19 protein-coding genes are annotated in these 21279 nt (G+C 73.1%); 4 read left to right on the forward strand and 15 right to left on the reverse strand.

Features of this window, described 5'->3' with window-relative positions:
• Nucleotides 1-105: 105 nt before the first annotated feature.
• Nucleotides 106-2469: an arylsulfatase gene (locus EV385_RS03135; RefSeq protein ID WP_278044963.1), complete on the forward strand. Its 2364-nt coding sequence runs from the start codon at nucleotides 106-108 to the stop codon at nucleotides 2467-2469.
• A 73-nt stretch (nucleotides 2470-2542) separates the two neighbouring features.
• Here the strand turns inward: EV385_RS03135 and EV385_RS03140 are convergent, their stop codons facing one another.
• The 9 genes from EV385_RS03140 to argC form a co-directional block, all read right to left on the reverse strand.
• Nucleotides 2543-3457: a formylglycine-generating enzyme family protein gene (locus EV385_RS03140; RefSeq protein ID WP_130513041.1), complete on the reverse strand. Its 915-nt coding sequence runs from the start codon at nucleotides 3455-3457 to the stop codon at nucleotides 2543-2545.
• A gap of 96 nt (nucleotides 3458-3553) precedes the next feature.
• On the reverse strand, nucleotides 3554-4978 hold the full coding sequence (gene argH / locus EV385_RS03145; RefSeq protein WP_423203009.1) for an argininosuccinate lyase: 1425 nt from the start codon (nucleotides 4976-4978) through the stop codon (nucleotides 3554-3556).
• Nucleotides 4979-4983: 5 nt separating this feature from the next.
• The gene (locus EV385_RS03150; protein ID WP_130508070.1) at nucleotides 4984-6186 is read right to left on the reverse strand and encodes an argininosuccinate synthase; all 1203 of its coding nucleotides are present in this window, start codon (nucleotides 6184-6186) and stop codon (nucleotides 4984-4986) included.
• Nucleotides 6183-6683, reverse strand: coding sequence for an arginine repressor (locus EV385_RS03155; protein WP_130508071.1), 501 nt, complete (start codon nucleotides 6681-6683; stop codon nucleotides 6183-6185). The genes EV385_RS03150 and EV385_RS03155 overlap by 4 nt, the downstream gene beginning before the upstream one ends.
• Entirely contained in the window at nucleotides 6680-7603 is a 924-nt protein-coding gene (argF, locus tag EV385_RS03160) for an ornithine carbamoyltransferase (RefSeq protein WP_130508072.1), read from the reverse strand. The genes EV385_RS03155 and argF overlap by 4 nt, the downstream gene beginning before the upstream one ends.
• A 25-nt stretch (nucleotides 7604-7628) precedes the next feature.
• Nucleotides 7629-8795, reverse strand: coding sequence for an acetylornithine transaminase (locus tag EV385_RS03165; protein WP_130508073.1), 1167 nt, complete (start codon nucleotides 8793-8795; stop codon nucleotides 7629-7631).
• Nucleotides 8792-9658 (reverse strand): acetylglutamate kinase, encoded by an 867-nt coding sequence (argB, locus tag EV385_RS03170; RefSeq protein ID WP_130508074.1) that lies wholly within the window; start codon nucleotides 9656-9658, stop codon nucleotides 8792-8794. Before argB ends, EV385_RS03165 begins: the two co-directional genes overlap by 4 nt.
• Before the next feature lie 31 nt (nucleotides 9659-9689).
• Entirely contained in the window at nucleotides 9690-10862 is a 1173-nt protein-coding gene (gene argJ, locus EV385_RS03175) for a bifunctional glutamate N-acetyltransferase/amino-acid acetyltransferase ArgJ (protein WP_130508075.1), read from the reverse strand.
• 34 nt (nucleotides 10863-10896) lie between these two features.
• Nucleotides 10897-11898, reverse strand: a complete 1002-nt coding sequence (argC, locus tag EV385_RS03180; protein WP_130508076.1) for an N-acetyl-gamma-glutamyl-phosphate reductase — start codon at nucleotides 11896-11898, stop codon at nucleotides 10897-10899.
• A 170-nt stretch (nucleotides 11899-12068) separates the two neighbouring features.
• Between argC and EV385_RS03185 the strand changes: the two genes are divergently transcribed.
• Together EV385_RS03185 and EV385_RS03190 are read left to right on the forward strand one after the other, a co-directional pair.
• A complete protein-coding gene (locus EV385_RS03185; protein ID WP_130508077.1) occupies nucleotides 12069-14312 on the forward strand; it encodes an exo-beta-d-1,3/1,6-glucosidase in 2244 nt (747 codons plus the stop codon).
• An 87-nt stretch (nucleotides 14313-14399) separates the two neighbouring features.
• A complete protein-coding gene (locus EV385_RS03190; RefSeq protein WP_130508078.1) occupies nucleotides 14400-15074 on the forward strand; it encodes a SanA/YdcF family protein in 675 nt (224 codons plus the stop codon).
• A 63-nt stretch (nucleotides 15075-15137) separates the two neighbouring features.
• Here the strand turns inward: EV385_RS03190 and EV385_RS03195 are convergent, their stop codons facing one another.
• A complete protein-coding gene (locus EV385_RS03195; protein WP_130508079.1) occupies nucleotides 15138-15374 on the reverse strand; it encodes a nuclear transport factor 2 family protein in 237 nt (78 codons plus the stop codon).
• 10 nt (nucleotides 15375-15384) lie between these two features.
• Between EV385_RS03195 and EV385_RS03200 the strand changes: the two genes are divergently transcribed.
• Nucleotides 15385-15741: a hypothetical protein gene (locus EV385_RS03200; protein ID WP_130508080.1), complete on the forward strand. Its 357-nt coding sequence runs from the start codon at nucleotides 15385-15387 to the stop codon at nucleotides 15739-15741.
• A 105-nt stretch (nucleotides 15742-15846) separates the two neighbouring features.
• Here EV385_RS03200 and pheT read toward each other — a convergent pair whose 3' ends face one another.
• The 5 genes from pheT to rpmI all read right to left on the reverse strand — a co-directional run bounded on the left by pheT (nucleotide 15847) and on the right by rpmI (nucleotide 21224).
• Nucleotides 15847-18324 (reverse strand): phenylalanine--tRNA ligase subunit beta, encoded by a 2478-nt coding sequence (pheT, locus tag EV385_RS03205; protein WP_130508081.1) that lies wholly within the window; start codon nucleotides 18322-18324, stop codon nucleotides 15847-15849.
• 4 nt (nucleotides 18325-18328) lie between these two features.
• The gene (locus EV385_RS03210; protein ID WP_130508082.1) at nucleotides 18329-19390 is read right to left on the reverse strand and encodes a phenylalanine--tRNA ligase subunit alpha; all 1062 of its coding nucleotides are present in this window, start codon (nucleotides 19388-19390) and stop codon (nucleotides 18329-18331) included.
• Nucleotides 19391-19765: 375 nt separating this feature from the next.
• Entirely contained in the window at nucleotides 19766-20566 is an 801-nt protein-coding gene (locus EV385_RS03215; protein WP_130508083.1) for a TrmH family RNA methyltransferase, read from the reverse strand.
• Nucleotides 20567-20600: 34 nt separating this feature from the next.
• Nucleotides 20601-20993, reverse strand: a complete 393-nt coding sequence (gene rplT, locus EV385_RS03220; RefSeq protein ID WP_130508084.1) for a 50S ribosomal protein L20 — start codon at nucleotides 20991-20993, stop codon at nucleotides 20601-20603.
• 36 nt (nucleotides 20994-21029) lie between these two features.
• Nucleotides 21030-21224, reverse strand: a complete 195-nt coding sequence (gene rpmI / locus EV385_RS03225; protein WP_130508085.1) for a 50S ribosomal protein L35 — start codon at nucleotides 21222-21224, stop codon at nucleotides 21030-21032.
• Between the last annotated feature and the right edge of the window lie 55 nt (nucleotides 21225-21279).

Here is a 21279-nt window from a genome sequence, read left to right on the forward strand (position 1 = left end):
TCCGAACTCTTGACCTACCAACTCCTCATAACGTTACCATTGGTAACGATATCGTGGATGCGACCGGGCGGCCGGCGTCGTCGCATCAACCCCCGAGGAGAGCCCGTGTCAGACCATCTGCCGCGCACCGTGCTGCCCATGCCCGACCGCCCCCACACCGGGCCGGTCACCCACGACGTGCACGACCCCGACCACCGCCACACCCCGATCACGCCGCTGCGCCCGCCCACGGGCGCACCCAACGTATTGATCGTGCTGCTCGACGACGTCGGCTTCGGCGCCAGCAGCGTCTTCGGCGGACCCGTGGACACCCCGGTCGCGCAACGGCTGGCCGACGGCGGCCTGCGCTACAACCGCTTCCACACCACCGCCATGTGCTCGCCGACCCGGCAGGCGCTGCTGACCGGCCGCAACCACCACTCGGTGGGCATGGGCGGGATCACCGAGCTGGCGACCGGCGTGCCCGGCTACCACACGGTACGGCCCAACACGAAGGCCCCGCTGCCCGAAACGCTGCGGCTCAACGGGTACGCCACCGCGCAGCTGGGCAAGTGCCACGAGGTACCGGTGTGGGAGACGAGCCCGGCCGGGCCGTTCGACCGGTGGCCGACGGGCAGCGGGTTCGAGTACTTCTACGGCTTCGTCGGCGCGGAGACCAACCAGTACTACCCCACCCTGTACGAGGGCACCACGCCGGTCGAGCCGTCACGCACGCCCGAGCAGGGCTACCACCTGACCGAGGACCTCGCCGACCGGGCGGTGGACTGGATCCGCCGCCAGCATGCGCTGCAGCCCGACCGGCCGTTCTTCATGTACTTCGCCCCCGGCGCCACGCACGCCCCCCACCACGCGCCACGGGAGTGGTGCGACCGGTACGCCGGACGCTTCGACGCCGGCTGGGACGCGCTGCGCGAGGAGATCTTCGCCCGCCAGAAGTCGCTCGGTGTCATCCCGGCCGACGCGGAGCTGACCGCGTTCAACCCGGAGATCCCGCACTGGGACGAGATGCCCGACGACCTCAAGCCGGTGCTGGCACGCCAGATGGAGGTCTACGCCGGGTTCCTGGCGCACACCGACCACCACGTCGGCCGGATCGTGCAGACGCTCGACGACCTGCAACTGCTGGACGACACGCTGATCTTCTACATCGTCGGGGACAACGGCGCGTCGGCCGAGGGCACCCCGCAGGGCAGCTTCAACGAGTTCATCAACTTCAACGGGCTCGGCGCCCTGGAAAGCGCCGACTTCCTGCGGGCGCGGGTCGACGAGTTCGGCACGCCCAGCTCCTACAACCATTACGCGGTCGGCTGGGCGCACGCGCTGAGCACCCCGTACCAGTGGACGAAGCAGGTCGCCTCGCACTGGGGCGGCACCCGGAATCCGGCGATCGTGCACTGGCCCGCGCGCATCGCGGCCGCGGGTGGGCTGCGTCAGCAGTTCGCCCACGTCATCGATGTCGCACCGACCATCCTCGAGGCGGCCGGCCTGCCCGAGCCGGTGGCCGTGCACGGCGTCACGCAGGCCCCGATCGAGGGGATCAGCCTCGGGTACACGTTCGGCGACGCCGCCGCGGCCGAACGCCACGAGACGCAGTACTTCGAGATCGCCGGCAACCGCGGCATCTACCACCACGGCTGGACGGCGGTGACCAAGCACCGTACGCCGTGGCATCTCGTCGACATGCAGGTGGTCGCGTTCGACGACGACGTCTGGGAGCTGTACGGGCCGGACGACTGGACCCAGGCGCGCAACCTGGCCGCCGAGCAGCCGCAGGCGCTGCACCGGCTGCAGCGGCTCTGGCTGATCGAGGCGACCCGGCACGGCGTACTGCCGCTGGACGACCGGATGGCCCAGCGGTGCGACGCCACCCTGGCCGGGCGTCCGCAGCTGATCAAGGGCAGCACGCAGGTGCTGTTCCCTGGCATGGGGCACCTCAACGAGAACTCGGTGCTCAGCGTCAAGAACCGCAGCCACGCGGTCACCGCGCAGATCGTGGTGCCCGGCCCCGGGGCCGAGGGCGTCATCGTGTCGCAGGGCGGCATGGCCGGCGGCTGGAGCCTGTACGCCCACAAGGGCCGGTTGCGCTACTGCTACAACCTGGTCGGACTGCGCCACTTCTACGTCGGCAGCGACACCGAGCTGGCGCCCGGGGAGCACCAGGTGCGGATGGAGTTCGCCTACGACGGGCCGGGCCTGGCCAAGGGCGGCACCGTCACGCTGTACCTGGACGGTGCGCGGGCCGGGTGCGGCCCGATCGCGGCGACCCAGCCGGTGGTGTTCTCCGCCGACGAGGCCACCTGCGTCGGCCGGGAGACCGGCTCACCGGTGACACCTGACTACCCGGCGCGCGGCAACGACTTCACCGGCACCATCCGGTGGGTGCAGATCGACGTGGACGCCGCCGCCGGGAACCCCGAGCACCTGATCCCGATCGAGGAGCGCTGGCGGGTCGCCATGGCCCGGCAGTGATGCCCGCCCCAAGACCACCGCGTGCGCGCCACGGCACCTCCCCTGCCCGTGGCGTGCACGCGGTGCCCGCCCGTCATGACGCTGCCGCGGAGTTCCTGACCACGCAGCGGAACCCGACGTGACCCGTCGTGGTGTCGATCGGCTGCGGGAGCCGGGCCGCCGGCCGGTAGCGGCGGCAGTAGCTCGGCGCGCACAGGTACGACCCGCCCTTGATCACCTTGCGGGGGATCCGTGCGTGTGGCGGCAGCGCCGCATCGACCGACTGCGCCCGCGTCCGCGATGCGGCCCCACAGCAGGCCGGTACGGGCTCGGTCCGGTGCGCGGACCACCAGTCGGCGGTCCACTCCCACACGTTGCCGATCATGTCGTGCAGCCCGAAGCCGTTGGCCGGGAAACTGCCGACCGGCGATGTCCAGTACCAGCCGTCGGCTTGGTCGTTGGCGTGCGGGAAGTCACCCTGCCAGACGTTGGCCATGTGCCGGCCGCCCGGGGTCAGCTCCGCGCCCCAGGCGTACTCGCTCGAACCACCAGCGCGGGCGGCGTACTCCCATTCGGCCTCGGTGGGCAGGGACCGTCCCGCCCAGGCGGCGTACGCCTCGGCATCGGCGTGGCCGACGTGCACGACCGGATGCCGTCCCAGACCCTCGATGCCGCTGCCCGGCCCCTGCGGGTGGCGCCAGTCGGCGCCGGGCACACCGGACCACCACTGGTAGGCGTCGCGCAGATCGACCCGGTGCGCCGGCGGCGTGAACACCGCCGACGACGGCACCAGCAGCGACGGGTCAGCGTCCGGGTAGTCGGCCGCGTCGGGTGCCCGCTCGGCGAGGGTCACGTGCCCGGTGTCGGCGACGAACGCGGCGAACTGGTCGTTGGTCACCGGGTGCCGTTCGATGTGGAATCCGTCCACGGCCGCCGGGTGGGCCGGGCCCTCCTCCGGGTAGTGCTCGTCGGAGCCCATCGTGAACCGGCCGCCGGGCACCCAGAGCATTCCGTCAGCCGACACGGCATCCGTCGTCACGTCCCACCACCTCGCGTTCCGGCGCGGCGGAGGTTGCCCCCACCGCGACGACCGGCCCCCGCGTGCTCAGCGGGGGACGACCGTCTCGATCGCCCACTCGCGCCACGAGTCCAGCCGGTGCTGCACCGTGGCGAGCTGCTCGGCCACCGGGCCCGGCCCGGTCGACCCGAACGTGGTGCGCGCCGCCAGCGCCGAGCGCACCGACAGCACCTCCCGCACGGACGGGTCCAGGTGCTCGCTGACGGTCTTCAGGTCGTCGTCCGTGACGTCCTCCAGCTCACACTCGCGGGCCGCGCACAGCGCGACGAGGCGGCCGGTGATCTCGTGTGCGTCCCGGAACGGCACGCCCCGGCGTACCAGCCAGTCGGCCACCTCGGTGGCCAGGGAGAACCCGACCGGCGCGGCGGCGACCAGCCGGTCCACCCGTACGGTCATGGTGGAGATCATTCCGGCGAGCGCGGGCAGCAGCAGTTGCAGCGTGTCGACGGCGTCGAACGCCGGCTCCTTGTCCTCCTGCATGTCCCGGTCGTAGGTCAGCGGCAGGCCCTTGAGCATGGTCAGCACCGCGACCAGCCCGCCGACCAGGCGGCCGGACTTGCCGCGGGCCAGCTCGGCGATGTCCGCGTTCTTCTTCTGCGGCATGATCGACGAGCCGGTGGCGAACGCGTCGTCCAGTTCCGCCCAGCCGAACTCCGTGGAGGTCCAGAGCACCACCTCCTCGCCGAGCCGGGACAGGTGCACCCCGATCAGCGCGGTGACGAACAGGAACTCGGCCACGAAGTCGCGGTCGGCGACCGCGTCCATCGAGTTCGGCGCGGGGGCCCTGAAGCCCAGCTCGTGGGCCACCGCCGCCGGGTCCAGCGGCAGCGACGAGCCGGCCAGCGCGCCCGAGCCGAGCGGGCTGATCGCGGCCCGCGCGTCCCAGTCGCGCAGCCGGTCCAGGTCGCGCAGCAGCGGCTGGACGTGGGCCAGCAGCCAGTGCCCGAAACTCACCGGCTGGGCGTGCTGCACGTGCGTCATGCCGGGGGCGGGGGTGTCCACGTGCCGTTCGGCCTGCTCGACCAGGGCGTCGGCCAGCTCGACCAGCCGCCCGGCCACCCCGCGCGCGTGGTCGCGCAGGTACATGCGCAGGTCCGTGGCGACCTGGTCGTTGCGGGAGCGGCCCGCGCGCAGCTTGCCGCCGAGCGCGCCGAGGCGTTCCAGCAGGCCGCGTTCCAGCGCGGTGTGCACGTCCTCGTCGTCCACGGTCGGGCGGAACTCGCCGGAGGCGCAGGCCGCCTCCAGGTCGTCCAGGGCGGCCAGCATCCGGCCCAGTTCGTCCGGGTCGAGCAGGCCCGCGGCGGCCAGCACCCGGGCGTGCGCGCGGGACGCCGCGATGTCGTACGGCGCGAGGCGCCAGTCGAATTGGACGCTCACCGACAGCCGGGCGAGCGCCTCGGCGGGGCCGCCGGCGAACCGGCCGCCCCACAGCGAAGTACGTTCTTCCGTCACGGCGTTCAGTCTGCCAGCCGCTTGTCCCGGGCCGACGCCATCCGCGACGGCAGGCCCCAGAGCTGCACGAATCCCTTGGCGAGCGACTGGTCGAAGGTGTCGCCGGTGTCGTAGGTGGCCATCGCGAAGTCGTACAGGCTGGCCTCGGAGCGGCGGCCGGTCACCACCGCGCGGCCGCCGTGCAGGACCAGCCGGACCTCGCCGGTGACGTGCTGCTGCGCCTCGTCGATGAATTTGTCGAGCGCGTCCTTCAGCGGGGAGAACCACAGGCCGTCGTAGACCAGTTCGGCCCAGCGCTGGTCGACGCCGCGCTTGAACCGGGCCAGGTCGCGTTCGACCGTGACGTTCTCCAACTCCTGGTGGGCGGCGATGAGCGCGATCGCGCCGGGGGCCTCGTACACTTCGCGGCTCTTGATGCCGACCAGCCGGTCCTCGACCATGTCGAGGCGGCCGATCCCCTGGGCGCCCGCCCGCCGGTTCAGCTCCGTGATGGCCTGCAGCGGGGTGACGGTCTCCCCGTCGATCGCCACCGGGTTGCCCCGGTCGAACGTGATGACCACCTCGTCGGCGTCGCGCGGCTCCGCCGGGTTCTTCGTGTACGAGTACAGCTCCTCGATCGGCGCGTTCCAGATGTCCTCGAGGAAGCCGGTCTCCACGGCGCGGCCCCACAGGTTCTGGTCGATCGAGTACGGCGACTTGTGCGTCACGTCGATCGGCAGGCCCTTCTCCTCGGCCAGCACGATCGCCTTGTCCCGCGTCCACGCGTAGTCGCGGGCCGGGGCGATGACCTTCAGGTCGGGGGCCAGCGCCCCGATGCCGACCTCGAAGCGGACCTGGTCGTTGCCCTTGCCGGTGCAGCCGTGCGACACGATCGTGCCGCCGTGCTGGCGGGCCGCCTCGACGAGGTGCCGCACGATCAGCGGGCGGCTCAGCGCCGACACCAGCGGGTAGCGGTCCATGTAGAGGGCGTTGGCGCGCAGCGCGGGCAGGCAGAAGTCGGCGGCGAACTCGTCGCGCGCGTCCACCACGACGCTCTCGGCGGCGCCGCAGTCCAGGGCGCGCTGCCGGATCACGTCCATGTCCTCGCCGCCCTGCCCGACGTCGAGGGCGACGGCGATCACCTCGCCGCCGGTCTGCTCGGCCAGGTACGGGATGGCCACGGAGGTGTCGAGGCCTCCGGAGTACGCGAGTACGACCCGCTCGGTCACGGGGTGCTCCTTCCAAGGTTGTCAGCGGTATGGCCGGCCCATTCGGCGAGCTTCTCGGCCAGGGCCTTGCCGCCGGTCACGTCGCGGGCCACGACGAGGATGGTGTCGTCGCCGGCGATGGTGCCGACGACGTCGGAGAGCCCGGAGCGGTCCAGCGCGCTGGCGAGGAACTGCGCCGCCCCGGGCGGGGTTCGCAGCACCGCGATGTTGCCGCTGGCGTCCACCCCGGTCAGCAGCTCGCGCAGCAGGCGCTGCAGCCGGGCCGGTCCCTGCTGGGTCTCGCGCAGCGGCCGCTGGCCGTCCTCCGGGATCAGGTACGCCCCGCCGACCTTGATCGCGTTCAGCTCCTCCAGGTCGCGTGACAGGGTGGCCTGGGTGACCTGGATGCCCTCGGCGGCCAGCAGCTCGCCCAGCTCGGTCTGCGAGCGCACGGAGCGTTCCCCGATCAGCGCGACGATCCGGGCGTGCCGCCCGGCGCGGGTCACCGGCCCGGTCATGATTTCGCCACGAGCCAGGTGAGCAGCGCCTTCTGGGCGTGCAACCGGTTCTCCGCCTGGTCGAACACCGCGCTTTGCGGGCCGTCGAGGACGTCGTCGGTGATCTCCTCCCCGCGGTGCGCGGGCAGGCAGTGCAGCACGATCGCGTCGCTTCCGGCCGCGGCCAGCAGGTCCTTGTTGATCTGGTACGGCCAGAACGGCGTGCGCCGGTCGCGCCCGTCGTCCTCCTGTCCCATGGACGTCCAGGTGTCCGTGGCCAGCACGTCGACCTTGTCCGCCGCCTCGAACGGGTCGCGCAGCACCTCGACGGAGCCGCCGGTCCACGCCGCGATCTCGGCGGCCCGCGACACCACGGCCGGTGCGGGGTCGAACCCGGACGGTCCGGCGACCCGCACGTGCATCCCGGCGGTGGCCCCGGCCAGCAGGTACGAGTGGGCCATGTTGTTCGCGGCGTCGCCCACGTACGCGAGGCGGCGCCCCGCCGTGCCGCCGCACCGCTCCCGGATGGTCAGCAGGTCGGCCAGCAGCTGGCACGGGTGGTAGCCGTCGGTCAGCGCGTTGATGACCGGCACCCGCACGTCCGAGGCGAGTTCGGCGAGGCGGTCGTCGCCGCTGGTGCGGTACACGATCGCGGCGGCGTACCGGGAGACGACCCGGCCCGCGTCCGCCAGGGTCTCGCCGCGCCCGAAGTGGGTGGCCTGGGTGTCCACGATGATCGGGTTGCCGCCGAGCTCGGCGATGCCGGTCTCGAACGACAGCCGGGTCCGCAGGCTGGCCTTGTCGAAGAAGACCGCCACGGATTTCGGCCCGGCCAGCGGGTGGTGCCCGAACCGTTCCGCCTTCATCTGGACGGCCAGGTCGAGCACCTCGGCCTGCTCGGCCGGGGTCAGGTCGTCGTCACGCAGGAAATGCCGGGTCACGAGAGTCCCTCCTCGGTGCACTCGGTCACGACGGGACCGCCAGGGCGGCTGGGAGCGCGGCGAGGAACGCGTCGGCCTGCTCGGAGGTGAGGATCAGCGGCGGAGCCAGCCGGATGACGCCCGGCTGGACCGGGTTGACCAGGAAACCCGCGTCCCGCAGGCGACCCGCGACCGGGGCGGCGACGTCGGCGGTGAGCACGATACCCAGCAGCAGACCCGACCCGCGGACCCCGGCGATCAGCGGGTGGCCCAGAGCCTCGATGCCACGGCGCAGCTGCTCCCCCACCCGCTTGACGTTGTCCAGCAGACCCTCGGCGGCGATGGTGCGGATCACCGCGAGGGCGGCGGCGCAGCTCACCGGGTTCCCGCCGAAGGTGGTGCCGTGTGAGCCGGGGCCGAACAGTTCGGCCGCCGCCCCGAACGCCACGCACGCGCCGATGGGCAGGCCGCCGCCGAGCCCCTTGGCGAGGGTGATCACGTCCGGTTCGACACCGTCGGCCTGGTGGGCGAACCAGTGGCCGGTGCGGCCGATGCCGGTCTGCACCTCGTCGAGGACCAGCAGGGCGCCGCGCGCGGTGCAGATCTCGCGGGCCGCGGCGAGGTAGCCGGGCGGCGGGACGACGACGCCGTTCTCCCCCTGGATCGGTTCCAGGATCACCATGGCGGTGGCGTCCGTGACCGCCTCGGCGAGCGCGGCCACGTCCCCGTACGGAACATGGGTGACGTCTCCCGGCAGCGGCCGGAACGGGTCCGCCTTGGCGGGCTGGCCGGTCAGCGCGAGCGCGCCCATCGTGCGGCCGTGGAAGCCGCCGTGGGTGGCCACCACGTGGGTGCGGCCGGTGAGCCGGGACAGCTTGAACGCGGCCTCGTTGGCCTCGGCGCCGGAGTTGCAGAACAGCGCCCGTCCGGGCCGCCCGGCCAGCGCCAGCAGCAGCTCGGCCAGGGCCACCGGGGGCTCGGCGATGTACAGGTTGGAGACGTGGCCGAGCGTGGCGATCTGTTGCGAGACGGCGGTGACCACGGCCGGGTGGGCGTGGCCGAGCGCGTTGACGGCGATGCCGCCGAGCAGGTCGACGTACTGATGGCCGTCCTCGTCGGTGACCACCGCGCCCGCGCCCGCGACCAGGGCCAGCGGCGGGGTGCCGTAGTTGTCCATCAGGGACTGGGACCAGCGTTGCGCGAGTGTGCTCATGAGGGGATCACCATCGTTCCGAATCCTTCCGAGGTGAAGACTTCGAGCAGGGTGGAGTGGGCGACCCGGCCGTCCACGACGTGCGCCGCGGGCACCCCGCCCTGGACGGCGCGCAGGCACGCCTCCATCTTCGGGACCATGCCGGACTCCAGGCGGGGCAGCAGCTTCGCCAGCTCGTCGGCGGTGATCTCGGAGGTGAGCGAGGAGGTGTCCGGCCAGTCGGTGTAGAGGCCCGGGACGTCGGTGAGCACAACCAGTTTGCGGGCGCCCAGCGCGACGGCCAGGGCGGAGGCGGCCGTGTCCGCGTTGACGTTGTGCACGACGCCGTCGGCGTCCGGGGCGACCGTGGCGACGACCGGGATCCGGCCCGCCGCGATGAGGTCGTCGACGGCGGACGTGTCGACGTGCGCGACGTCGCCGACCTGGCCGACGTCGACCGGCTGACCGTCGATGGTCGCGGGGCGGCGCACCGCCGTGAACAGGCGGGCGTCCTCACCGGACAGCCCGACCGCGAACGGGCCGTGCTGGTTGATCAGGCCGACGAGTTCCCGGCCGACCTGGCCGACCAGGACCATGCGGACCACGTCCATGGCCTCCGGGGTGGTGACGCGCAGGCCGCCACGGAACTCGCTGGCGATGCCGAGCCTGTCGAGCATCGCGGAGATCTGCGGACCGCCGCCGTGCACGACGACCGGCTTGATGCCCGCGTAGCGCAGGAACACCATGTCGGCGGCGAACGCCCGCTGGAGCTGCGGGTCGATCATCGCGTTGCCGCCGTACTTGATGACGACGGTGGCCCCGTGGAAGCGTTCCAGCCAGGGCAGCGTCTCGATGAGGACGGCGGCCTTCTCCTGCGGCGTCACGCTGAGCCTTCCTTCTCGTTCGCGCAAGCGCTCACGACGAGTACGCCGAGTTCTCGTGCACGTACGCGTGGGACAGGTCCGTCGTCCGGATCGTCGCGGACAGCTCACCCTCGTGCAGGTGCACCAGGATGGTCACGTCCCGGCCGGTCAGGTCCACCTTGCTGCGGTCCTCGGCGGCGGCGCCGCCCCGGCACACCCACACCCCGTTGACCGCCACGTCCACCCGGTCCGGCTCGAACGCGGCGCCGGTCGTGCCGACCGCGGCGAGGATGCGGCCCCAGTTGGGGTCGTTGCCGAACAGCGCGGTCTTGACCAGGTTGTTGCGGGCCACGCTGCGGCCGACCTCGACCGCGTCGGCCTCGCTGGCCGCGCCGAGCACCTCGATGGCGATGTGCTTGGTGGCGCCCTCGGCGTCTGCGATGAGCTGCTCGGCCAGGTCCTGGCAGACCGCGGTGACCGCCGCGGTCAGCTCCTGCTGGGTCGGTTCGACGTTGGCCGCGCCGTTGGCCAGCAGCAGCACGGTGTCGTTGGTGGACATGCAGCCGTCGGCGTCGATCCGGTCGAAGGTGAGCCGGGTCGCCTCGCGCAGCGCGGCGTCCAGCGCCTCGCTGCCCGCCACCGCGTCCGTGGTCAGCACGACGAGCATGGTGGCCAGGGCGGGTGCCAGCATGCCGGCGCCCTTGGCCATGCCGCCGACCGACCAGCCGTCGCCGGTAACCACCGCGTTCTTGGCGACCGAGTCCGTAGTCATGATGGCCTCGGCGGCGGCCGGACCACCGTCGGTGGCCAGCGCCTTGACCGCGGCGGTGACCCCCGGCAGCAGCCTGTCCATCGGCAGCAGCTCGCCGATCAGGCCGGTCGAGCAGACCGCGACGTCACCCGCGCCGATGAGCAGCGGCTTGGACCCGGCGCGCAGCGCGGCGGCGGTGTGCTCGGCGGTGGCGTGGGTGTCGCGGAACCCCTGGGTGCCGGTGCAGGCGTTGGCGCCGCCGGAGTTCAGCACGACCGCGCGGACGATGCCGCCGCGCAGCACCTGCTGGCTCCAGAGCACGGGGGCGGCCTTGACCCGGTTGGCGGTGAAGACCCCGGCCGCGATGGCGTCGGGGCCGTCGTTGACCACGAGTGCGACGTCTCGCGCGTCGCCGGTCTTGAGCCCGGCCGCGATCCCGGCCGCCCGGTATCCCTTGGGGTGGGTGACGCTCACTGGACCTCCCTCTCCCTGTGTGCGATGGGTCCGGTCATGGGGCCACCCCGTACACCGACAGGCCGGTGGTCTCGGCCAGGCCGTACATGAGGTTGGCGCACTGCACGGCCTGCCCGGCGGCGCCCTTGCCCAGGTTGTCGAGCGCGCTGACCACGATGATCCGGCCGGAGTCGGCGTCCACTCCGGCCTGCAGGTGGCAGGAGTTGGATCCGGCGGTGGCGGCGGTGTGCGGCCAGGCGCCGGGCGGGAGCACGTGCACGAACGGCGCGTCGGCGTACGCGGCGGCCAGCACCTCGCGCGGGTCGGCGGCGCCGGTGGGCACGGCGGTCACGGTGGCCAGGATGCCGCGCGGCATCGGCGCGAGGACCGGGGTCATGGACAGCGAGGTCGCGCCGGTGGCCTGCTTGATCTCGGGTACGTGCTGGTGGGCACCCACCTTGTACGGGCTCAGGTCGCCCATCACCTCGCTGCCGAGCAGGTGCGCCTTGGCGGCCCGTCCCGCGCCCGAGGTGCCGGAGGCGGCGACCACCACGACGTCGTCCGGGCTGGCCACCCCGGCGGCGATGAGCGGCGCGAGCGCGAGGGTGATGGTGGCGGCGTAGCAGCCGGTGTTGGCGACCCGGCTGGCGGCGGCGATGCGGGCGCGCTGGCCGGGCAGTTCGGGCAGCCCGTACGTCCAGGTGCCGGCGTGCGGGCCGCCGTAGTAGCGGGCCCAGGCGTCCGCGTCGCGCAGCCGGAAGTCGGCGCCGAGGTCGACGACCTTCACGCTCGCCGGGAGTTGCGCGGCCAGCGCGGCGGACTGGCCGTGCGGCAGGGCGAGGAAGACCAGGTCGGCGTCGGCGAGGGTGGCCGGGTCGGTCTGGGCGAGGGTGAGGTCGAGCCCGGCGAGCTGCGGGTGCACCGCGGTCACGGGGCTGCCCGCCTGGGTGTGCGCCGTGGCGGCGACGAGGTCGAACTCGGGGTGTCCCGCGATCAGGCGCAGCAGCTCGCCCCCCGCGTACCCGCTGGCGCCGGCGACCGCGACCCGGACTCCCATGCCCAAACCTCCCTCTGCATTTCTATGCACAGCACCGTATCAACTCTCAGTCGGGCTGGGCAAGTTCCGGAACCGCGACGGGGTGCCGTAACCGGTTCCGTACTGGAAGACTTCCAATTTGTTCGTGTTCCACACGACCGCGATATGCGGTCGACCCGCCGGAGGCGTGCGTGACCGGAGATCCCCCGTACCGCGATGTTTCGCGGACCGTCGACGAGCGGGTCGAGGATCTGCTGTCCCGCATGACGCTGCCCGAGAAGGTCGGGCAGATGCTCCAGCTCGACGCCCGCGGCGACATCAAGGAGATCGTGGCGGACAAGCTCGCGGGCTCGATCCTGCACGCCTCCCCCCGCACGATGCTGGAGGCCATCGGCCTGGCCGCCCGGACCCGGCTCGGCATCCCGCTGCTCACCGCGGAGGACTGCATCCACGGGCACTCGTTCTGGCCCGGCGCCACCATCTTCCCGACCCAGCTCGCGCTGGCCTGCACCTTCGACGCCGCCCTGGTCGAGCGGGTCGCCCGGGTGACCGCGGTCGAGGTCGCCGCCACCGGCATCCACTGGACCTTCTCCCCCGTCCTGTGCGTGACCCGGGACCTGCGCTGGGGGCGCGTCGGCGAGACGTTCGGCGAGGACCCGTACCTCATCGGTGAGCTGGGCTCCGCGATGGTGCGCGGATACCAGGGCGCGGGGCTGAGCGACCCGACCGCCATCCTCGCCACCGCCAAACACTTCGCCGGATACTCCGAGACCCAGGGCGGCCGGGACGCCAGCGAGGCCGACCTGAGCCCGCGCAAGCTGCGCTCGTGGTTCCTCCCGCCGTTCGAGCGGGTGGCCCGCGAGGGCGTGCGCACCTTCATGCTCGGCTACCAGTCGATGGACGGGGTGCCGATCACCGCGAACCGGTGGCTGCTCAACGACGTGCTCAAACAGGAGTGGGGCTTCACCGGCACGCTGGTCACCGACTGGGACAACGTCGGCCGGATGGTCTGGGAACAGCGGGTCTGCGCCGACCAGACCGAGGCCGCGGCGGTCGCGGTCCGCGCCGGCAACGACCTGATCATGACAACCCCCGATTTCGGTACGGGCGCCCAGGCCGCGGTCGCCGCCGGGCTGCTGGCCGAGACGGAGATCGACGCCGCGGTACGCCGGATCCTGCGGCTGAAGTTCGAGCTCGGCCTGTTCGAGAACCCGCGTGCCCCGGACGCCGGGCGCCAGGCCGCGGTCATCGGCGCCCCCGAACACGCCGCCCTCAACCTGGAGGTCGCCCGGCGCGGCCTGGTGCTGCTGCGCAACGACGGCCTGCTGCCGCTGGCGCCGAGCACCCCCCGTACGGTCGCGGTGCTCGGCCCGAACGCCGACGACCCGCACGCCCAGCTCGGCGACTGGGCCGGCGCCTCCGGGCAGGTCGACTGGATGCCGGACGGCCATCCCCGCGAGCTGATCGAGACCGTGCTGGACGGGTTCCGCGCCGTGGCGCCCGGCGACTGGACCATCACCCACGCGCGCGGCGCCGACATCGAGAGGCTGGTGCCGGACCCCGAAGGGCCGCTCTACCCCGACGGGCAGCCCCGCCCGCCGCTGTCCCGCCCGGCCCCCGCCGATCCCGCGCTGATCGCGGAGGCCGTCGCCGCCGCGCACGCCGCCGACGTCGCGGTCGTGGTGCTCGGCGACACGGTCGCCCTCACCGGCGAGGCCTGCTCCACGGCCACCCTGGAGTTGCAGGGCGGGCAGATCGCGCTGCTGGACGCGCTCGCCGCGACCGGCACCCCGACCGTGCTCGTACTGATCAACTCGAAGCCGGCCGCGCTGCCCGACTCGGCACTGCGCTGCGCGGCCGTGATCCAGGCGTTCAACCCCGGGATGCGCGGCGGCCGGGCCGTGGCCGAACTGGTGCTGGGCCACATCGAGCCCACCGGGCGGCTGCCCGTCTCGGTGGCCCGGCACGTCGGCCAGCAGCCGGTCTTCTACAACCAGATCCGCGGCCAGCACGGCAACCGGTACGCCGACCTGACCCAGGACCCGCTGTTCGTGTTCGGCGAAGGGCTCAGCTACTCCACGGTCGAATACGACGGCCTGGCGATCGAGCGGCCGCGGGTGGGTGTTCCCGACGTCGTGCGGGCGACCGTCCGCCTGACGAACACCGGCGGGCGTCCGGCCACCGAAACTGTGCAGGCGTACGTGCGCGACCTGGTCACCAGCGTGACCTGGGCGGATCTGGAGTTGAAGGCGTACCGGCAGGTGCGGGTGGCGCCCGGGGAGAGCGTCACGGTCGAGGTGGAGGTGGCGGCAGCCGACTGCACCCTGGTCACCGCGGACGGGCGCCGGATCGTCGAACCGGGCGACTTCGAGCTGCTGGTCGGCCGCAGCTCCCGCCGCGACGACCTGCTGGCCGCACGGTTCTCCATCACCTGACCGGTCGGCGCCCGCGATCCACCGGAGCGGCTGATCCTGGCCGCTCGCACCTGGCCAGCCTTGACCTCGGCTGGCATCGTCGGGCCCATGCGGAAGATCACCCTGCGTCGCGCCCTGCGACGCCTCGTCGCGGTCGGGGCGCTCGGCGCGGCCGCCGCCGTGCTGGCGATGGCGGCGGGCGCCCTGTGGGCGCGGGCCGGCGCCGACGGGCACGTGTACGCCGTGGACGCCGTACCCGCGGCGCCCGTGGCGCTGGTGCTCGGCGCGCAGGTGGACCCGGGCGGGGTGCCGTCGCCGTTCCTAGCGGCGCGCCTGGAGATCGCCCGCCAGCTGTACGCCGACGGCAAGGTCGGGGCGATCCTCGTCTCCGGCGACCACGGCCGGTGGGAGTACAACGAGCCCGGCGCGATGTTCCACTGGCTGGTCGACCACGGGGTGCCGTCGCAGCAGATCGTGCTCGACCACGCCGGGTTCGACACGTACGACTCGTGCGCCCGGGCCAGTCAGATCTTCGGGGTACGCCAGGCGATCGTGGTGACCCAGAGTTACCACATCGACCGGGCGGTGGCCCTGTGCCGCCACCTCGGGGTGGACGCCAGCGGGGTCGGCGACGACACCGTACGCATCTACCGGCAGCCGTGGCTGCACAGCGCCACCCGGGAGCGGGGCGCGGTCGTCAAGGCGCTGTTCGACGTGGCGTCGGGGCGCGACCCGGTGTTCCTCGGCCGCCAGGAGACCGGCGTCGAGGCCGCCCTGAGCTGAGCCCTTGCCGTCCGCGGGCGGTGCCGGGTTCCGTGCCCGCGAGCAGACCGAAGCGGCCGCAGGCTACGTCCGGGTCCACCGGTAGATCTGGCCGTCGCGCAGCTCGAACGCCGTCGGCGGTTGCGGCGCGGGCCCGACCGCCAGCCGGGCGAGCACGTTGCGGCGCCCGCGCAGCCGCACCCCCGGCTCCGCCCAGTGCAGGTACGGGTGCAGCAGCGCCGTGAGCGCCGGCACGTCCCCTGCGGTGGCGGCGGCCAACGCCTCCGCCACGATCCGCTCCCCTGCCTCGGTACCCGCCATACTCGACAGCATGCGACAGGCGTACGCGCACCGGGCCGTACTCGTGCTGGAATCCGGTGCCGACGAGCGGGCGCCGGGCGGCGCGATCACCGCCGCGTTGTGCGGCCATTGGGCGCACGAGCCGCCGTGCCCGCTGGCCGCGCACCACACGGCGGCCGAGCGCGACGGCGACCGGGTGCGCCTGCGCATCCTGTTCGCGGCCGCCCCGGACCGGGTGGACGAGGTGCGGCGCCGCATCGAGGACGCCCTGGCCGCCGGCCAGTTCACCGGCCCGGAGGGCGTGCTCAGCCGATGGCGGGCCGAGGAGAGCGGCTGCGACCGCCTCGCCCCGCACGAGCGCCCACACGCCCGCCGCCTTCTGCACTAGCCCGGATCTTGAAGAGTCTAGGCTAGGAGCTAACCGAACTCTTCAGGTTCGGGCCGGCTCGCCCGCCGCGCCGCCCGTTGAGGGCGGCGTGGCGGGCGATGGGCGCTACGCTCCGCGCAGCACCGCCCCGTGGCGGGACGCGGCAGCGGCCACGGCCGCGTCGCGGGCCGCCACGGCCTCCTCGACCGTCAGGGTGCGGTCCGGGGCCCGGAACGTCAGCTTGTACGCCAGGCTGCGCTTGCCCTGCCCCAACTGCGCGTCGGTGTACACGTCGAACAGGTGCACCGTTTCGAGCAGATCCCCGGCCCCGGCGACCAGGGAGTCCTGGACCTGCGCGGCGGGCACGTTCGCGTCCACGATCAGCGCCACGTCGATCAGGGCGGGCGGGAACGTGGCCAGCCGGACGGACTGCACCACCGGCGCCGGCGGCAGGGCGTCCAGGTCGAGCTCCACCGCGCAGGTACGCCGCGGCAGCTCCAGCGCCGACACCACGGCCGGGTGCAACTCCCCCGCGTACCCGACGGTCACGTCGTCGACCAGGACGGCCGCGCACCGGCCCGGATGCCACGGCGCGTACTCGGCGGACTCGACGCGTACCCGGTCGGCGGGCAGCCCGGCCGCGGACACCGCGATCCGGGCGGCCTCCACCGCGTCCGCCCACCCGGCCGGCCGCCCGGCGCCCCACCAGCCCGCGGGCTCGATGGCGCCCGCGAACACCACGGCGAGGTGCCACGGCTGCTCCGGAACGATGTCGTTGGCCGCTGCCCAGTCGGCGTCGGACGGGCGGTGCTCGACCCCCATCTCCGGTGGCGCGACGGCGGACAGGTGCGGCCGGAATACCGTACCGATCTCGTAGAGGGCCAGGTCCCGGTGGCCGCGCCCGAGGTTGCGCTTGAGCGCGCCGAGCAGGGTGGGCAGCAACGACGTGCGCAGCTGCGGCTCCTCCTCCGACAGTGGGTTGGTCAGCCGGGCCGCGCTGCGCCGCGGGTCGTCGGGGGCCAGCCCGAACGCGTCGTGCACCGACGGCGACACGAACGGGTACGACAGCACCTCCACGCACCCGGCCTCGGCCAGCGCCCGGCCCACCGAGCGGCGGCGGCGCTGTGCCGGGGTGAGCCCGCGCCCGCCCGGCGCCAGCGGCAGGATGCTCGGGATCGCGTCGTACCCGCCGAGGCGGGCCACCTCCTCGACCAGATCGGCCGGGGCCAGCAGGTCGGGACGCCAGGACGGCGGGGTGACCACCAGCGGGTCGGCGCCCTCGACGGTGCAGCCGATCCGGGTGAGCAGCTCGACCACCCGCTCCGCCGGGTACGGCACGCCGATCCGGCGCGACGGCAGGGCGGGGTCCAGCCGGACCGGGGCGGGCGGCTGGACGTGATCGAGGTCGAGGACCCGCTCGTCGACCGTGCCGCCCGCGTACTCGGTGAGGATGGCGACGGCCCGTTCCAGGGCGACCAGCGGCAGCCGCGAGTCGACACCGCGCTCCCACCGCTTCGCGGCCTCGCTGAACAGCCGGTGCCGCCGGGCGGTGCGCCCGACCATCACCGGATCCCAGTGGGCGGCCTCCAGCAGCACGTTCACCGTGCCCTGGTGCCATTCGCTGGTCTCGCCGCCCATGACGGCGGCCAGCGACACCGGACCCGAGTCGTCGAGGATGACCATGTCCTCGGCGTCGAGCACCCGGGTCACACCGTCCAGCGTGGTCAGTTTCTCGCCGTGGTGGGCGCGGCGCACCACCAGGCCGCCGCGCAGGCGGTCCAGGTCGAACACGTGCATCGGCTGGCCGGTCTCCAACATCAGGTAGTTGGTGATGTCGACCGGCAGCGAGATCGTCCGGATGCCCGCCGCGACGAGGCGGCGCTGCATCCACTCCGGCGAGGGGGCGTTCGGGTCGATGCCGCGCACGACGCGGGCGGCGAACCGGTCACACCCGACGGTGTCCTCGACCGTCACCGGATACGGCGGCTCGGCGGTCCCCGCCGCGAACGGCAGCCCACCCGGATCCCGGTACGCGCTGTCGAACGCGTACGACAGCTCGCGGGCCAGGCCACGGATGCTCATCTCGTACCCGCGGTCCGGGGTGATCTCCACGTCCACCAGCACGTCGTCGAGGCCGACGATCGGGCGGGCGTCCGTACCGGGCTCGGCGACGCCGGGCGGCAGCACGATGATGCCGGAGTGGTCCCCGCTGAGGCCAAGCTCGGCCGCCGAGCAGATCATGCCCGCGGAGGTCTTCCCGTACGTCTTGCGGGCGCCGATCTTGAAGCCGCCCGGCAGCTCGCCGCCGGGCAGGATGACCGCGACGAGGTCACCGACGGCGTAGTTGCGCGCCCCGCAGATGATCTCCTGCGGCTCCGGGTTGCCGACGTCGACGAGGTTGAAGCGGATCGGCTTCTTGAAACCGGTCAGCTCCTCGATCTCCAGCACCCGCCCGACGACCAGGTCACCGGAGACGGTGGCGGCCTGGTCGACGACGGACTCGACCTCGATGCCGAGGCCGATCAGGGCCTTCTCCAGTTCGGCCGCGCTCAGCGACGCCGGCAGGTCGACGTACTCCCGCAGCCAGGACAGCGACACCTTCATCGCGTCAGACCTCCATCCCGTACTGGCGGGCGAACCGGACGTCGCCCTCGACCATCTCCCGCATGTCGCTGACCCCGTTGCGGAACATCAGGGTCCGCTCGACGCCCATGCCGAACGCGAAGCCCGAGTACCGCTCCGGGTCGATGCCGCAGGCGGTGAGCACCCGCGGGTTGACCATGCCGCAGCCACCCCACTCGACCCAGCGCGGCCCGTCGCGGTGCTGCGCGAACCACACGTCGAACTCGGCGGACGGCTCCGTGAACGGGAAGTAGTGCGGCCGCCAGCGGGTCTGCGCGTCCGGCCCGAACATCGCCCGGGCGAAGTGGTCCAGCGTGCCGCGCAGGTGCGCCATGGTGATGCCCTCGTCGATCACCAGGCCCTCGATCTGGTGGAACACCGGGCTGTGCGTGGCGTCCAGCTCATCGGTCCGGTACGCCCGCCCCGGGCAGACGATGTAGATCGGCGGCTTGCGGGTCAGCATGCTGCGCACCTGCGCCGGTGAGGTGTGCGTCCGCATCACCAGACCCGGCAGGTCCAGATAGAACGTGTCCATCGCGCCGCGCACCGGGTTGTCCGGGCCGATGTTGAGGGCGTCGAAGTTCGCCCACTCCAGCTCCAGCTCGGGCCCCTCGGCGACCTCGTAACCCATGCCGACGAACAGGTCCGCCATGTGTTCCATGAGGGTGGTCAGCGGGTGCCGGGCGCCGCGCGGGCGGCGGTCCCACGGCAGGGTGACGTCGACGCGCTCCTCGACCAGCATGCGCTCGGCGCGTTCGCGCTCCAGCTCGGCGTGCCGGGCGTCGAAGGCGGCCTGAATGGACTGCCGGGCCACGTTGACACGCTTGCCCGCGTCGGACTTCGCGGCCGGGGGCAGCGAGCCGATCTCGCGCCGGGCCAGCGACACCGGGGACCGATCGCCCAGGTGGGCTGGCTTCAGCGCGCCGAGGGCGTCCAGGTCGGACGCGCCGGCGAAGGCCTTCTCGGCCTCGGCGACGGCGGCGTCGAGCGCCTCGGGGTCGAGCAGAGCGGCCTGCTTCGGATCGTACGGATCGTTGCGGTAGGACATGATCGGGCGAACTCCCTCACACCGGATGAGCCCATCGGCTCGTCGGGACCGAGTGCTCCGGGCGCAGCGTGGGCCGGGCGACTCAGGTGGATCAGTGTACGGAGGCGCGGCTGGGCCGCAGCCCGCCGGTCAGGGAGATTCGCGCAGGAGGCTTACCCGCGACGCCCGCGACCAGCGGGCCGGGTAAACATCCTGGTGAGTGTCACGTGCGCCAGCTTACCGCCCAGCCAACCCACCCCGCCACGCCGTTACCCCCGATCGACCCTTGGCCGGGACTCCCCCAAAGCCAACCCCAACCAGTCAGCGCGGGGCGTGCCCCGAGACGTTGAAGAGTTCCGGTCAGCAGCTGACCCGAAAGCTTCAACGTCTCCGGCGTCAGCGGAGGGCGCGGGCGGAGGCGTAGAGGCAGACCGCGGCGGCGGCGGCGAGGTTGAGGCTCTCGGCGGCGCCGTGGATGGGGACACGCACGCGGCGGTCGGCAGCGGCCAGCAGATCGGCGGGCAGGCCGTGCGCCTCGGAGCCGAACAGCCAGGCGGTCGGCCGGGCCAGCTCCCCCGCGTCGAGCAGGTCGTCGAGGTCGTCGGCGCCGTGCCCGGTGGCCGCCAGCACCTGCACCCCGGCGGCACGCAACGCGTCGAGGACGGCGTCGGGCGCGCGGTCGCGGACCACGTCGACGTGGAACAGGCTGCCCGCGGAGGCGCGTACACATTTGCCGTTGTAGGGGTCCACCGCGTCGCCGGCGAAGACCACCGCGCCCGCGCCCGCGGCGTCGGCCGTACGCAGAATGGTCCCGGCGTTGCCGGGGTCGCGGATGTCCGCGGCCACGGCGATCAGCCGGGGCCGTTTCGCGAGGGCCTCGCGCAGCCCGATGTCGACCTGGCGGCAGACGGCGACCAGGCCCTGCGGCTGCACGGTGTCGGCCAGCGCCTCGAGGGCCTCGTCGGTGACCGCGGAGACCTGCTCGGCGTCGGCGGCCAGCGCGGCGTAGCGGTCCAGGGCCGCCACGGTGCCGAACAGTTCGATGACCGCGCCCGCGGCCACCGCCTCCCGCACGGCCTGGGGGCCTTCGGCGAGGAAGCGGCCGCTCTGCTCGCGCTCGCGGCGCCGCTGCAGGCGCCGGGCAGCGACGATGCGCGGGGTACGGGGCGTGAAAAGGCGCCCCCCGTCACGGCTCATGCCGGAAACGGGGGGCGCCTCTCGCACGGGTGGATCAGGCAGCCTGAGCGGCTGCGCCGCCGGTGCCCTCGGCCGCGACGGCCTTGCGCGCGACCTCGACGAGGGTCGCGAACGCGGCGGCGTCGTTGACCGCGAGGTCGGCCAGGATCTTGCGGTCGACCTCGACACCGGCCAGGCGCAGGCCCTGGATCAGCCGGTTGTAGGTCATGCCGTTGGCGCGGGCGCCCGCGTTGATCCGGGTGATCCACAGCTGGCGGAAGTCGCCCTTGCGGTCCCGGCGGTCGCGGTACGAGTACTGCATCGAGTGCAGCACCTGCTCCTTGGCCTTGCGGTACAGCCGCGAACGCTGACCGCGGTAGCCGCTGGCGGTCTCCAGCAGGGTGCGGCGCTTCTTCTGGGCGTTCACAGCGCGCTTGACGCGTGCCATATCGGTACTCCTATCGGGGAACGGGTGTGGCGCGCGTCAGCGGCCCAGCAGCTTCTTGACTCGCTTCGTGTCGGCCTTCGCCACCACGACGGTGCCGGTCATCCGGCGGGTCACCTTGGAGGACTTGCCCTCCAGCCGGTGCCGCTTGCCGGCCTGCTCGGTGACGAGCTTGCCGCCGCCGGTGACCTTCACCCGCTTGCCCATGCCGGTGTGGCTCTTCATCTTCGGCACTTCTCGAACGCCTCTTTCTCGATCTTGCTCTGCTCCGCCCGGCTCGCACCGGGCG

It is taken from the genome of Krasilnikovia cinnamomea, assembly GCF_004217545.1.
GTDB classification, from domain to species: domain Bacteria; phylum Actinomycetota; class Actinomycetes; order Mycobacteriales; family Micromonosporaceae; genus Actinoplanes; species Actinoplanes cinnamomeus.

Bases quoted from the DNA above. Each gene is read 5' to 3' on its own strand.
- EV385_RS03140 (WP_130513041.1), bottom strand. From the start codon at position 3,457: ATGCTCTGGGTGCCCGGCGGCCGGTTCACGATGGGCTCCGACGAGCAC.
- EV385_RS03155 (WP_130508071.1), bottom strand. From the start codon at position 6,683: ATGACCGGGCCGGTGACCCGCGCCGGGCGGCACGCCCGGATCGTCGCG.
- EV385_RS03165 (WP_130508073.1), bottom strand. From the start codon at position 8,795: ATGAGCACACTCGCGCAACGCTGGTCCCAGTCCCTGATGGACAACTAC.
- argC (WP_130508076.1), bottom strand. From the start codon at position 11,898: ATGGGAGTCCGGGTCGCGGTCGCCGGCGCCAGCGGGTACGCGGGGGGC.
- EV385_RS03190 (WP_130508078.1), top strand. From the start codon at position 14,400: ATGCGGAAGATCACCCTGCGTCGCGCCCTGCGACGCCTCGTCGCGGTC.
- EV385_RS03195 (WP_130508079.1), bottom strand. From the start codon at position 15,374: ATGGCGGGTACCGAGGCAGGGGAGCGGATCGTGGCGGAGGCGTTGGCC.
- EV385_RS03200 (WP_130508080.1), top strand. From the start codon at position 15,385: ATGCGACAGGCGTACGCGCACCGGGCCGTACTCGTGCTGGAATCCGGT.
- pheT (WP_130508081.1), bottom strand. From the start codon at position 18,324: ATGAAGGTGTCGCTGTCCTGGCTGCGGGAGTACGTCGACCTGCCGGCG.
- EV385_RS03210 (WP_130508082.1), bottom strand. From the start codon at position 19,390: ATGTCCTACCGCAACGATCCGTACGATCCGAAGCAGGCCGCTCTGCTC.
- EV385_RS03215 (WP_130508083.1), bottom strand. From the start codon at position 20,566: ATGAGCCGTGACGGGGGGCGCCTTTTCACGCCCCGTACCCCGCGCATC.
- rplT (WP_130508084.1), bottom strand. From the start codon at position 20,993: ATGGCACGCGTCAAGCGCGCTGTGAACGCCCAGAAGAAGCGCCGCACC.